This window comes from Vibrio superstes, from assembly GCF_003569005.1.
GTDB lineage: Bacteria > Pseudomonadota > Gammaproteobacteria > Enterobacterales > Vibrionaceae > Vibrio > Vibrio superstes.
The window spans coordinates 2,856,181-2,869,325 of sequence record NZ_BCUR01000004.1; the positions used below are offsets into that span (position 1 = coordinate 2,856,181).

General features: G+C 45.1%; 12 protein-coding genes. 3 read left to right on the top strand and 9 right to left on the bottom strand.

The window, feature by feature from the left end; genetic code table 11:
* Positions 1-204: 204 nt before the first annotated feature.
* The 6 genes from fre to trxA form a co-directional block, all read right to left on the bottom strand.
* Positions 205-915, bottom strand: coding sequence for an NAD(P)H-flavin reductase (fre, locus tag D5I41_RS21005; RefSeq protein WP_119011458.1), 711 nt, complete (start codon positions 913-915; stop codon positions 205-207).
* 16 nt (positions 916-931) lie between these two features.
* Positions 932-1,201 (bottom strand): 2Fe-2S iron-sulfur cluster-binding protein, encoded by a 270-nt coding sequence (locus D5I41_RS21010; protein WP_119011459.1) that lies wholly within the window; start codon positions 1,199-1,201, stop codon positions 932-934.
* Complete coding sequence (ubiD, locus tag D5I41_RS21015) at positions 1,198-3,057, bottom strand: 4-hydroxy-3-polyprenylbenzoate decarboxylase (RefSeq protein WP_119011460.1); 1,860 nt, start codon at positions 3,055-3,057, stop codon at positions 1,198-1,200. Before ubiD ends, D5I41_RS21010 begins: the two co-directional genes overlap by 4 nt.
* Before the next feature lie 68 nt (positions 3,058-3,125).
* Complete coding sequence (locus D5I41_RS21020; protein ID WP_119011461.1) at positions 3,126-4,091, bottom strand: hypothetical protein; 966 nt, start codon at positions 4,089-4,091, stop codon at positions 3,126-3,128.
* Positions 4,092-4,237: 146 nt separating this feature from the next.
* Positions 4,238-5,497 (bottom strand): transcription termination factor Rho, encoded by a 1,260-nt coding sequence (rho, locus tag D5I41_RS21025; protein ID WP_017027073.1) that lies wholly within the window; start codon positions 5,495-5,497, stop codon positions 4,238-4,240.
* A gap of 216 nt (positions 5,498-5,713) precedes the next feature.
* On the bottom strand, positions 5,714-6,040 hold the full coding sequence (gene trxA / locus D5I41_RS21030; protein ID WP_017027074.1) for a thioredoxin TrxA: 327 nt from the start codon (positions 6,038-6,040) through the stop codon (positions 5,714-5,716).
* Between the two features lie 112 nt (positions 6,041-6,152).
* On the opposite strand from trxA, the gene rhlB reads away from it, so the two are divergent.
* The 3 genes from rhlB (at position 6,153) to D5I41_RS21045 (ending at position 10,012) form a co-directional block, all read left to right on the top strand.
* A complete protein-coding gene (gene rhlB / locus D5I41_RS21035; RefSeq protein WP_119011562.1) occupies positions 6,153-7,448 on the top strand; it encodes an ATP-dependent RNA helicase RhlB in 1,296 nt (431 codons plus the stop codon).
* Between the two features lie 23 nt (positions 7,449-7,471).
* Positions 7,472-8,956: a guanosine-5'-triphosphate,3'-diphosphate diphosphatase gene (gene gppA, locus D5I41_RS21040; protein WP_119011462.1), complete on the top strand. Its 1,485-nt coding sequence runs from the start codon at positions 7,472-7,474 to the stop codon at positions 8,954-8,956.
* An 81-nt stretch (positions 8,957-9,037) separates the two neighbouring features.
* Entirely contained in the window at positions 9,038-10,012 is a 975-nt protein-coding gene (locus D5I41_RS21045; protein WP_119011463.1) for a glycosyl transferase family protein, read from the top strand.
* 46 nt (positions 10,013-10,058) lie between these two features.
* Here the strand turns inward: D5I41_RS21045 and D5I41_RS21050 are convergent, their stop codons facing one another.
* From D5I41_RS21050 to recQ, 3 genes are all read right to left on the bottom strand, one after another.
* Positions 10,059-10,724, bottom strand: a complete 666-nt coding sequence (locus D5I41_RS21050) for a 7-cyano-7-deazaguanine/7-aminomethyl-7-deazaguanine transporter (protein WP_065598969.1) — start codon at positions 10,722-10,724, stop codon at positions 10,059-10,061.
* 162 nt (positions 10,725-10,886) lie between these two features.
* A complete protein-coding gene (locus D5I41_RS21055) occupies positions 10,887-11,189 on the bottom strand; it encodes a DUF3630 family protein (RefSeq protein ID WP_102321755.1) in 303 nt (100 codons plus the stop codon).
* Positions 11,182-12,996 (bottom strand): ATP-dependent DNA helicase RecQ, encoded by a 1,815-nt coding sequence (recQ, locus tag D5I41_RS21060; protein WP_119011464.1) that lies wholly within the window; start codon positions 12,994-12,996, stop codon positions 11,182-11,184. Before recQ ends, D5I41_RS21055 begins: the two co-directional genes overlap by 8 nt.
* Between the last annotated feature and the right edge of the window lie 149 nt (positions 12,997-13,145).

Here is a 13,145-nt window from a genome sequence, read left to right on the forward strand (position 1 = left end):
ATTGGGTTCGGCTAGTTAGCCTACTGAAACACTGCGAAGCGTTTCCGCTGTTGCCGTGTCAGTGGGGCGCATTATAGAGATGCTCGTCACATTGGCAAGCCTTTTCTATAAGTTTTTTGCAGTTTCTTTTTTTGCGCTCAACAAACAAACAACCCGCTTAAAAAGCGGGCTGTTTTGTTAGATTTAAAGGCATTTCTGATAGCTTTAGATAAATGCGAACGCATCAGAATAGATTTGTTCGACCTTAGCTTTCTTATTAAAGATAAATTGCTCTCTTGCACTACCGGCCATTTCAAATCGACCTGCTATATAGACGTCATATTCAGAGAGGTCTGAAAAATCCTGCATCACCGCCTGAAGCACATTGCCGGTTTTTCCAGTCCAAACGCCTTCATCATCCTCTACTACAGGAACAAAGTGGATATTTGCATGCTGTTCTTCAATGGCAGTCAGTTCATCAAACGCATACAGCTGTGATTTACTTCTTGCACCCCAATACAAATAAATTGGGTTATTGATATTTTGGCTGATACAGTGATCCAGAATAGAACGCACGTAGCTAAAGCCCGTTCCACCAGCGATAAGCAACATAGAGCGTTCACTTTCTTTAAGAGCCGCATCACCATGAGGAGCATCGATAACAATGTCACTACCATTGCTTAGCGCTTCATGCATACGGTTAACGACCTCAAGAGCATAAGCATTTTCTTCAGCAGCACCAATATGAAGCTCTAGCTCTCCCTCATGTCGACAAGGGCTGCTTGCGATTGAAAAAGGACGCTTGTCTTTCTCACCCATTACGACCATCAAATACTGCCCCGCTTCAAACTCAACAGGAGTTTCAGGGTGCAACAATACTCGGAATGTATTGCTGGCTAAGGGCTTAATTGATTTTACTTTGCAACGAATGGTCATATCTTCCTCTATATCCTTACTCATCAAAAGTAAGTACTAAATCTGTGTTTGCAAACGCTTGGCAAGCAAAGACCCAGCCTTGGGCTTGCTCTTTCTCTGTTAGCATAGGTTCTAACTGATACGCTACTGTACCAGTCTTTAATCGGCATAGACACATTCCGCACGCTCCAACTTGGCATCGGTTAGGGAATGCGATGTTCTGAGATAGAGCAGCGTCTAATATGGTTTGCTGTTCCTCTATCTCAAATAATACACCACTGGGCAAAAGCTCTACCTTGTATGTCATAAGATGTTGAGCTGTTCCCATATCTTATCAATACGAGCAACGAGATCTTTATCCTTATGGATAGGTCTACCCCACTCCCTCGTCGCCTCACCTTGCAACTTGTTGGTAGCATCTATACCTAATTGAGAGTGTGGCCCATCAATAAATTGACTATCACGAGCTGGATCCATACGAGTAGTAATAGCCCAAATCACATCATTCCAATCTCTAACATTGACGTCTTGATCGCAGACGATGACAAACTTCATCTCTGTATGTTGAGAGAACTTGGCTAACACTGCATCAATGACTTCGATCCCTTGGTTAGCTTGTTGCTTATCTATAGAGAGAATGGCCATCCCGCCAAAGCCCGCTTCAGTCGGTAAATAACCATCCTTTATATATGGAAATTGCTGTTTTAGTGCGTCAAATAGCTGCTCGGCTTTTTCTTGCTGCAGAGCAGGTAAAGGTGCAGACGATTCCTCATTAGACATGGCTAATTCTGCAGGCCATTTTATGGTCGCGTCTAGACCCATCTTCGAGCCAAGGCCCGCAACTGGTGAAGCAAAATCAAGAGAATCTATTGGTGTGTTTTCAATCATCACTATGTCGCGTTTCGGTTGCATGTGCTCGGTCATTGCCGCAATAACTTGCTTCCAATCTCGAGCATCAACACTTTCATCGCATACCAGTACATATTTGGTGTACATGAACTGACGTAAAAAGGACCACACACCCATCATCACGCGCTTGGCATGACCAGGATATTGCTTCTTCATGGTCACTACCGCCATGCGATAAGAACAGCCCTCTGGAGGTAGGTAAAAATCCTCTATCTCTGGAAATTGCTTTTGTAGAATAGGGACAAAGACTTCATTAAGGGCGACACCTAATACCGCAGGTTCATCTGGCGGACGTCCCGTGTAGGTACTGTGATAAATAGGGTCTTTACGCATCGTAATGTGTGTAATGGTAAACACATTATGACTTTCAACTTCATTGTAGTAACCGGTGTGGTCACCATAAGGGCCTTCATCAGCAAATTCGCTAGGGTCGATATAACCTTCTAACACAATCTCAGCACTGGCTGGAACATCTAGATCGTTGCTGATTGACTTAACCACTTCGGTTTTGCTACCCCTTAACAAACCTGCGAAGGCATACTCGGAGAGCGAATCTGGTACTGGCGTTACCGCACCTAGAATAGTTGCAGGGTCGGCGCCAAAGGCTACTGAAACAGGGAATGGCTTTCCAGGGTTAGCTTCTGACCAGTCTCTAAGATCTAGAGCACCACCTCGATGAGCCAACCAACGCATGATGACTTTATTCTTGCTTAGCTTTTGCTGGCGATAGATACCAAGGTTTTGTCGTTTCTGATTAGGTCCACGAGTAACCGTTAATCCCCAGGTTAATAATGGAGCGACATCCTCGGGCCAACAACTCATTACTGGGATCTTATCTAAATCGACGTCGTCTCCTTGCCAGACGATATCTTGGCAAGGCGCTTTACGAAGGCGTTTTGCCGGCATATTTAGGACTTGTTTAAAAACGGGTAGTTTATCTAGAGCATCTTTAAAACCCTTTGGTGGCTCAGGCTCTTTAAGATAAGCCAGTAGCTTACCCACCTCTCGTAGATCACTCACTTGCTGACGCCCCATACCAAGAGCCACTCGCTTGGAGGTACCAAATAGATTGGTTAAGACAGGCACATCATAGCCAATAGGGTTCTCAAACAGTAATGCAGGACCACCAGCACGCAGGGTTCGGTCGCTGATTTCAGTCATTTCGTAGTCGGGATCGACCGGATGGGAGATGCGCTTTAATTGTCCTTCTTTCTCCAGAAGGGCAAGGAAGTCTCGCAAGTCTTTGCAGCTCATAACAATCCATTTAGCCTAAAAAGATGGGCGCAGTATAGCAAAAAGCCCATCACCTTCCGCTAACAAATTTAACGGTTAAATATTTCTGGATACTTACTTGCCCACTGATTGAACCAACTATTGTACCCATAGCCTTGGAAACTTTCAGTGATCACCTGTGCATCACTTTGATTGCTCATCCTAGAGACCAAAAAATCTTCTGCTGGTTGCGAGGTCGGCGCGTATTTGGCTAGTAACTGCAGACTACGCTCACTCAATGAGGGGTTTTGGCTCGCCACGATCATTTGCTGTATTGAAAAGTCACTACCATCTTGCCCTAGTCGTTCTAGCTCTCGACTTAATGCGCTGTCGGCTTTCATTTTCCACACAATATCGTAGAGATCTGGATTATTGGATGCAGTTGCCATTGCAACCATAAGGTCTGAACTCGGTAACCAAGATAAGACGTTGTTATCTGTTATCTGACCGACTAGATAGACTAATCCCTCATCCGAGAGCTTATCTACGTTATTAATAAGTAGCTTTTCTCTTTGCGAAGCCTGGTCTGGATTTTCCGTTAGCCAAGAGCGTAAATCAAGTTGCTCGTTTTCCACTCCCACGTACAACTCAATCTCTTGGTCGTTTAGCTTCCAGCCATCAATCAGACGCTGTGCCATTATTTGATAGGAAAATGCTGAAGAAACAAAGCGAAAACCATTTCCTTCTTCCACTATTGTCAGTGAAGGAACTACCTTGCGCTGGGCGTCGACAAAGACAGCCAGATCCGAAGTATATTGAGGTGCACTTTCAGAAATCGATTTAATGGCGAGAAATCTAACTACTTCTTGTTGGGGTTGCTTAATTCGAAGCAGATTGAAGTTTGCTTGATCGGATTGTTCGGATAAAGCGAGCGACACAATGCGTTGCGCACTCTCCTGAGATTGAGTATCAGATAGCATTTTCTGCTTCTCTTCAACGCTCAATTCGATGGCTTGCACTGCAAACGAGCAGCCTAGCATGGCAGGCAATAACGCAGCCAATAACCTTTTTTGCATACACTTACTCCCTGTAACTCTGTATACCAGTTTAGTGGTACCATGCCGTCCTGGCATAGTTTTGTCGTAATTAAAAAAACGCCACCTTAGTTAGGTGGCGTATCTTACGATAAGTTCAGTTAATGACAAATTTCGAAAGAAATCTGCTATTGACGTCGCATAGCGTCGAAGAACTCATTGTTGGTTTTGGTCATTGCCAACTTATCAATTAGGAACTCCATCGCATCAGTCTCACCCATTGGGTGTACGATCTTACGAAGAATCCACATTTTCTGCAGCTCATCTGGCTTAGTTAGCAATTCTTCACGACGAGTACCTGAACGGTTGAAATCAATCGCAGGGAAGACGCGTTTCTCAGCAATCTTACGGTTTAGGTGCAGTTCCATGTTACCTGTACCCTTAAATTCTTCGTAGATAACTTCATCCATCTTAGAACCCGTATCTACCAAAGCCGTTGCTATAATAGTTAAGCTACCGCCTTCTTCTACGTTACGAGCCGCACCAAAGAAACGCTTAGGTCTGTGAAGTGCATTCGCATCCACACCACCGGTTAGAACCTTGCCTGAAGATGGGATTACCGTGTTGTATGCACGCGCTAGACGAGTGATTGAATCAAGAAGGATAACAACGTCTTTCTTGTGCTCAACTAGACGCTTCGCTTTCTCGATTACCATTTCAGCAACCTGCACGTGACGAGACGCCGGCTCATCAAACGTAGAAGCGATTACCTCGCCCTGAACCAGGCGTTGCATCTCAGTTACTTCTTCTGGACGCTCATCGATAAGCAATACCATCAACTCACATTCTGGGTGGTTGCGGGCAATACTTTGGGCGATGTTTTGTAGCAACATTGTCTTACCCGCTTTTGGCGGAGCAACGATTAAGCCACGTTGACCTTTACCGATCGGTGAAGCCAAATCTAGGATACGAGCTGTAATATCTTCAGTCGCACCATTACCTACTTCCATTACCATACGCTCGTTAGCGTGCAGTGGAGTCAGGTTTTCGAACAGAATCTTATTACGTGCGTTATCAGGCTTATCGTGGTTAACGGTATTAACCTTAAGCAATGCAAAGTAACGCTCACCATCTTTAGGTGGACGAATCTTACCGGCAATGCTGTCACCTGTACGCAGGTTAAAGCGACGAATCTGACTTGGAGATACATAAATGTCATCTGGGCCAGCTAGATATGAACTGTCTGAGCTGCGCAGAAAACCAAATCCGTCTTGTAGAATCTCTAGGACGCCGTCACCAAAGATATCCTCTCCGCTTTTCGCGTGCGCTTTTAGCGTAGAAAATATGATGTCCTGCTTTCTCAATCTAGCAAGATTCTCAAGACCAAGGCTCTCACCAAGTTTCACTAAGTCTGAGACAGGTCTGTTCTTCAGCTCTGTTAAGTTCATAGTGGTCGATTTTGTGGTGGTCTTTGTATTAGATTTAGTAGTCAAAATAGGATCTGTATGTGTTAGTTAGAGAGATTTGGTCTCAGGATCGACCAAGAAAAGGAAAATTGTATGATTTACGTGCAATAAACTAGCACTAAAAACAAGCCTAGTCTAGCTTCTAGAAAAAACAAAACCGTGCATTAAAAAATACACGGTTAATTTGTTTTTCTCATTTTAGATATTTGCGTCTAGGAACTCTTTAAGCTGAGTCTTTGAAAGCGCACCTACCTTGGTTGCCGCTACATTGCCGTCTTTAAACAACAGTAATGTTGGGATACCACGAATGCCATATTTTGGTGGCGTTGCTGGGTTGTGATCGATATTTAGCTTACCAATAGTAAGTTTACCAGCGTACTCTTCTGAGATTTCATTCAAAATAGGGGCAATCATTTTACAAGGACCACACCATTCTGCCCAGAAATCTACCAGCACAGGGCCTGCAGCTTTTATTACATCACTTTCAAAACCGTCGTCAGAAAGCTGCAAAATCTTATCGCTCATCTTTAGCTCCAAATCAATTTTCTGCTGCCGATTCGATGATTATCAGCAATTAGATTGCCTATTGGAATGGATTTCCTTTCTTAATGCAAGCGTAAGCTGATATTCTATGCTCATGAAAAAGACACACATCACAGAGCAAAAATTCGCCGACTTCGATTTGCACCCAGATATTATCACTGGATTGCAAGCAAAAGGATTTGAGTATTGTACTCCGATTCAAGCGTTAGCGCTGCCAGTACTGCTCACTGGCCAAGACATTGCGGGGCAAGCTCAGACGGGTACTGGTAAAACATTAGCCTTTCTAACCGCTACTTTCGATTACCTACTTAAAAACCCTGCCGATGAGTCTCGAGCAGTGAACCAACCGCGCGCCATTATTATGGCACCAACGCGTGAGCTGGCTATTCAGATCCATCGTGATGCTGAAGCTTTGATTGCAAGCACAGGCCTTAAAGCTGCGCTTGCATATGGTGGTGAAAGCTACGACAAGCAGCTGAATGAGCTACAACAAGGTGTTGATATCTTGATCGGTACTACTGGCCGTATCATTGATTTCTTCAAGCAGAAAGCCTTTAACCTTAATCATATCCAAGCTGTTGTTCTTGACGAAGCTGACCGTATGTTTGACCTAGGTTTCATTAAAGACATTCGCTTTTTGTTCCGTCGTATGCCAGAGCCAAAAGATCGTCTTAACATGCTTTTCTCTGCAACCCTTTCTTACCGAGTGCAAGAACTTGCGTTTGAACACATGAACAATCCTGAGCATGTGGAAGTAGAACCAGAGCGTCGCACTAACGTCCGTATCGAAGAAGAGCTGTTCCACCCTTCAAATGAAGATAAGATCGCTCTGCTTATGACCTTGATTGAGCAAGACTGGCCTGAAAAAGCGATCATTTTTGCCAATACAAAATACAAATGTGAGCAAGTCTGGGGCTACCTAGCAGCTGATGAGCACCGTGTAGGTCTTTTAACAGGTGACATTCCGCAGAAGAAACGCGAACGAATTCTAGAGCAATTTACTACTGGCGAATTAGACTTCTTGGTTGCGACTGATGTTGCTGCACGTGGTCTACACATTCCATTGGTTACGCACGTATTTAACTACGACCTACCGGATGACGCGGAAGATTATGTTCACCGTATTGGCCGTACAGGACGTGCTGGTGAAAGCGGTCATTCAATCAGTTTTGCATGTGAAGAGTATGCAGTTAACCTACCTGCAATCGAAGAATACATCGATCACTCAATTCCAGCATCAGACTATGACCCTGAAGCTTTGATTCAAGAGTTGCCGAAGCCTATTCGTCTTCAACGCTCACCAAACAACCGTCGTCAAAGTGGTGGAAAACCTCAAGGTCGCAATAATAATCAGCGACGTAGCAGACCATCTAGACCACATAACAGATAATCAGGAAACAGCTAATTTAGGTTATGACAGACTCATCTCCTCTTTATGCCGCCATTGACCTTGGCTCGAATAGCTTCCATATGCTTGTTGTAAAGCACGTATACGGAAGCGTTCGCACTATGGCAAAGATTAAGCGCAAGGTTCGCCTCGCTGCTGGTTTAGACAGTAGCAACGCGTTAAGTCAGGAAGCAATGCAAAGAGGATGGGACTGTTTGTCTCTATTTGCTGAACGCTTACAAGACATCCCAGAACAAAACATTCGTATTGTCGGAACCGCCACGCTGCGTGTCGCAACCAATATTGATGAGTTCTTGAGTAAAGCCAATCAGATTCTGGGTAAAGATATTCAGATTATCTCTGGGAATGAAGAAGCGGCCACTATTTATAAAGGGGTTGCTCACACCTCTGGTGGTAAAGGTAAGCGTCTCGTTGTTGATATTGGTGGCGCCAGTACTGAACTGATTATTGGTGAAGGCTTTGATGCTAAGGTACTTAACAGCCTGCAAATGGGCTGCGTAACTTGGTTAGAGCAACACTTCAACGACCGACAGCTCACCGCTGACAATTTCCACCGCGCCATTGAGGCAGCCAAACAAACCCTAAGCCCTGTTCTGAATGAATACACAGAGCTAGGTTGGGACTTGTGTGTAGGGGCTAGTGGAACTGTTCAAGCGTTGCAAGAGATAATGCTAGCGCAAGGCATGGACGAAGTGATTACTCACTCCAAATTAAAGCGCCTGCAGAAACAAGCCATGCGAGCTCATGCCTTAGAAGAGCTTGAGATTGAAGGTCTCACCCTTGAGCGAGCCCTTGTCTTCCCAAGTGGCCTATCTATTTTATTGGCCATCTTTGAGCTTCTAGACATTGATCAAATGACTCTTGCCGGCGGCGCGCTTCGTGAAGGCATGGTCTATGAAATGATCACTGAACTGCATCAAGAAGACATCCGTCAGCGAACCTTAACCAGTGTTCAGCAGCGTTTTCAGCTCGATCAAGACTATGCACAGCAGGTTGCCCAGACCGCTAGCAAGCTAATCAATCAATGTGGTAGTGAGTTCCTGCCTGAGCCGGTCGCAATAGAATTGCTACAAGCCGCTGCTCAGGTACATGAAATTGGGCTGACTATCGATTTTAAAAAGGCGGGTCAACATAACGCCTACCTACTGCAACACCTTGATTTACCCGGTTATACGCGAGCACAGAAGAATCTACTTGCGGATGTTACGCTACGCTACAAGGATGCTTTGTCGTCTTTACCTGAACAGCAGGCCGTCAGTAAACAAAGTGCAGAAAATATTTTAAGAATTCTACGCTTGTCAGTGCTACTTACCCATAGGCGCAATGTGAACCTGCAGCCTTCTGTGGAACTGCAAGCGAAAGGTAAACAGCTTTGTTTATCCATTGATGCAAACTGGTGTAACGCCAACCCATTGACCGTTGCTGAACTAGAGATTGAAGCCAATCGGCAGTCCGACCAAAACTGGCCTTTGCAAATCAAGCAGATATAATTTAATTAGCCCAGTTTATTCAACTGGGCTTTTTTACAGACAAACATTTTGAAAAAAATCAAAGCAAGGAGAGCTTGAGAAATGAGCATTATATTGGAGTGCATCCGCTGTGTTGGCCGAGGAGAGCGTGGTCGTAAACCTCTCTCATTTGATCAAGCCTTTACAGTGATGGATCAATATCTTGACGGCCAGATCGACGATGATCAAATGGCGATGTTGATGATGCTCATTCGAGTCAACAATGAGACAGCAGCAGAGATTGCCGGCTTTACTAAGGCCTTCCACCAGCGATTGCCAAAAATCGAAGTCGATATTGATTGGCCTTGTTATGCAGGAAAGAAAAACAAACAAGATATCAATGGCAATCAACAATCCCTGCCCTGGAATCTGATCGCAGCCTCTATTCTCGCAGACGAGGGTTACAAGGTGCTAATCCATGGCCATCTTGATGCAGGATCAGACCGTGTGCATAGCCAACACTATTTGCAGCCATTGAATATCGAAACGGCTCGCGATATTGCGCATGCTACTTCACTACTGCAATCTTCAAACATCGCTTACTTACCTCTATCCCACTTTGCTCCTATCGCAGAGAAGATGCTTGATTGGAAGAAACGCTACGGCTTGAGAACTCCGATAAATACTGTAGTGAGAGGATTAAACCCTGGTAGCGCAAAGTATGGCGTCAGAGGCAGTTTCCACCCAGGCTTTCAGGAATTGCATGCGGAGATCGAAACAAATATCGGTCATTCGAACTGCTCTATTGCCTCCTTTAAAGGAGTGTCCGGTGAATCTGAGTACAACCCAAAGGTCAGCCAGACAATTTGGACAAGTGATAGTAAGGGCTTACATTCTCACTACTGGAAAGAGATGTACAACGAACAAATCGTCACGCCAAAGCAATGCCCTCTTAGCACGATAGAGGCCGACAAGGTTCAGATGGCTAACCACGTGGTTGCTTCTATTGCTGTATTGCTCTTTAGCAAACTAAAAGATAAGCAATTAGCCGACCAAGAAGCCTACCGCCTGTGGACGCAGTTCTGTACCCAGTGTTAATACTCAAAAAAAATAGCTCCCTAGGGAGCTATTTTTTTGCAGTTATCTACGCCTGTGCAGCGATTCTTTGGTCTGATTCGGTAGTCAATTTTCGAATCAAGTAATTGAGCAAGACACCGTACATAGGAACAAACAAGCCTAGGCTAATCACAAGTTTAAACACATAGTCCACTAACGCTATCTCTTGCCAGTGCTGCGCCATAAACGCATCAGGGCTGTTATAGAAAGCGATGCTAAAGAAAGCCAAGGTATCTAATGCATTACCAAATAAAGTGGAGCACGTTGGAGCAATCCACCATTGCTTCATTTGACGCAGGCGATTAAACACATGCACGTCCAAGATCTGGCCTAATAGGTAAGCCATGAATGAAGCAATGGCGATTCTGGCCACGAACAGGTTGAACTCTCCAAGCGGGGCAAAGCCTTGGAACTGCCCTTCAAAGAATACTACCGAGAGCAAATAAGACACCACTAGCGAAGGCAGCATTACCAAGAAGATAATTCTACGTGCAAGTGCAGCACCAAATATGCGAACGGTCAGGTCTGTTGCCAAAAAGATAAATGGAAACGTAAATGCGCCCCAAGTGGTGTGAAAACCAAAAACAGTAAATGGCAGTTGAACAAGATAGTTGCTCGAGGCAATGATGATCAGGTGGAATGACGCTAAAAAGAAAAGCGCTTTACGCAGTTGCGATGGATTAAAACGGTTCATATTGTACCTTTTTAGTAGATGGGGGCGAGGGAACCCATTCGAAGCAAGTCGCTTCATCTCAAAATTTAAAGCCCACCAAAATGGCGGGCTCGGAATTATACATAACGATGCAGATTGTGCAATACATGAACAGCACTATGGTTTCATGTGAAACCTTTCTAATTAAATACCCTTTGCAACCAATCCAGCGAGGTATTGCAATTCTTCTTCCGATTGGCCAGCAGATAGCGCTTCCAACCACATGGACTCACTATAATGTTCCGCGCGCAACATTAACTGACAACCTTCGAAGTCAATCAACCAAGAGTGAAGGTCAGCATCTTGCTGCTTTTCCAATACTGTGGCACTGATAAGGTCGATAAATTGCTGTCCAACTGAAGGAAAGTCATCGTGGTCAAACGATGGCGTGACCAAGGAAAGGCGGCCTTTTTGTGAGTCAAAATGACGAAGAGTAAAACTAGACACTAGTAATGTGCTCCTGAATTAGATCGAGAAAGGCGTCAGCATATTTGTCGAGTTTGCGTTGCCCCACTCCATTTACGGCAAGCATTTCACCATACGAGGTGGGCAGGATATCAGCCATATCAATCAAGGTAGCATCGTTAAACACCACATAAGGAGGCAAGCCTTCCTCATCAGCAACGCGCTTACGGAGATTACGTAATTTTGCAAACAGCTTCTTATCGTAGTGTTTGGTTGGGGTCTTGTCGGATTTGGCGGAAACCGTGAGATCCAACCTTGGCACAGCAAGTTCTAATTCCATATCGCCGCGTAATAACGGCCTGGCTTCTTCTGTCAGCTGCAACGTTGAATTTCGTGCAATGTTTTGAGTCAGCATACCCTTATGCACCAGTTGACGCATAACGCTCACCCAGTAGTCATGGCTATTATCGCGACCTATGCCATAGGTTGATAGCTTGTCATGACTGTTCTCGCGAATACGAATGTTCTGCATACCGCGAAGCACTTCTGTCACATACCCCATACCAAAGGATTGATTGACACGATACACACAAGAGAGCGCCTTGCGTGCAGCCTCAGTACCATCAAAGGTCTTCGGTGGGTCGATACAGATATCGCAGTTGCCACACGCTTTCTCTCGATACTCACCAAAATAATGCAGCAGGACTTGTCGACGGCAGGTTTGTGCTTCAGCAAAGGCACTCATTGCGTTTAGCTTGTGCATCTCGACTTTTTTCTGCTGTTCATCCTCTTTTTCATCAAGCATGCGTCGCAACCAGTTGATGTCGGATGGGTCATACAAGGTCATCGCTTCAGCGGGCAAGCCATCTCGCCCTGCTCGACCGGTTTCCTGATAGTAGGACTCAATGTTTCTTGGAATATCAAAGTGCACAACAAAGCGCACATTCGGTTTATTGATTCCCATACCAAAGGCTACGGTGGCGACAACGATCTGAATATCATCTTTTTGAAACGCTTCTTGCACGTAGCCGCGTTCATCAGGATCCATTCCCGCATGATAGCCCATGGCTCGAATGCCGTTATTGCACAGTTTTTCCGTCACCATTTCGACTTTTTTGCGACTGCCACAATAAATGATGCCGCACTGACCTTTTTGCGTCGCAAGATAGCGAATCACTTGAGCGACTGGCTTGGCTTTTTCCACCAAGGTATAGCGAATATTAGGTCTATCAAAGCTACCTAGATAACAAAGAGGGTCATCGAGTTGCAGCCGGCCGTTAATATCAAGTCGTGTCGTATCGTCTGCAGTAGCGGTCAATGCCATAAAGGGTACATGGCTAAATTTCTGCTTCAACTGCCCCAAAGAGGCGTACTCAGGCCTAAAGTCATGCCCCCACTGAGAGATACAGTGCGCTTCATCAATGGCGATAAGGTTAATCTCTAAGTGCTGTAAACGCTCCATAAACTCATGCATGAGCACACGTTCTGGCGATACATAGATCAACTTTATCTTGCCTTGATGCATGCGGTTATACACCGACAATAACTCCTCACGAGTCATGCTAGAGTTGATACACTCGGCAGCCACACCATTGGCTTTCAATTGGTCAACTTGATCCTTCATCAATGAGATAAGCGGTGATATCACCAAACCCATCCCAGAGGCCACCAACATAGGCACTTGGTAACACATAGACTTACCACCACCGGTAGGCATGATAACCAGAGAGTCCTTTCCAGAGAGTGCTGCATCCACCACCTGTTGTTGGCCGTCTCGAAATTCCTGATAGCCAAACACATCCTCCAGCACGCGCTGCGGTGTTATTTGAGTATCGGATTCCTCAATCATAGACAAATGGGTGGACATGTAGGATGTATTACCTGTGAGTAGTGGGCGATGAGTCTGCGCTACATTGTAAAGGGGATGATCTAGGATGCAAACCGCATTTTGCTGGCTCTTAGAGAGCACGCTCTCTATACTCTGCTGTTTTCCGATCA

What these genes read in the sequence shown, in the direction of transcription:
- rhlB (WP_119011562.1), top strand. Translation starts at nt 6,153, where the DNA reads ATGAAAAAGACACACATCACAGAGCAAAAATTCGCCGACTTCGATTTG.
- ubiD (WP_119011460.1), bottom strand. Translation starts at nt 3,057, where the DNA reads ATGAGCTGCAAAGACTTGCGAGACTTCCTTGCCCTTCTGGAGAAAGAA.
- D5I41_RS21045 (WP_119011463.1), top strand. Translation starts at nt 9,038, where the DNA reads ATGAGCATTATATTGGAGTGCATCCGCTGTGTTGGCCGAGGAGAGCGT.
- D5I41_RS21010 (WP_119011459.1), bottom strand. Translation starts at nt 1,201, where the DNA reads ATGACATACAAGGTAGAGCTTTTGCCCAGTGGTGTATTATTTGAGATA.
- trxA (WP_017027074.1), bottom strand. Translation starts at nt 6,040, where the DNA reads ATGAGCGATAAGATTTTGCAGCTTTCTGACGACGGTTTTGAAAGTGAT.
- fre (WP_119011458.1), bottom strand. Translation starts at nt 915, where the DNA reads ATGACCATTCGTTGCAAAGTAAAATCAATTAAGCCCTTAGCCAGCAAT.
- rho (WP_017027073.1), bottom strand. Translation starts at nt 5,497, where the DNA reads ATGAACTTAACAGAGCTGAAGAACAGACCTGTCTCAGACTTAGTGAAA.
- D5I41_RS21020 (WP_119011461.1), bottom strand. Translation starts at nt 4,091, where the DNA reads ATGCAAAAAAGGTTATTGGCTGCGTTATTGCCTGCCATGCTAGGCTGC.
- recQ (WP_119011464.1), bottom strand. Translation starts at nt 12,996, where the DNA reads ATGATTGAGGAATCCGATACTCAAATAACACCGCAGCGCGTGCTGGAG.
- gppA (WP_119011462.1), top strand. Translation starts at nt 7,472, where the DNA reads ATGACAGACTCATCTCCTCTTTATGCCGCCATTGACCTTGGCTCGAAT.
- D5I41_RS21050 (WP_065598969.1), bottom strand. Translation starts at nt 10,724, where the DNA reads ATGAACCGTTTTAATCCATCGCAACTGCGTAAAGCGCTTTTCTTTTTA.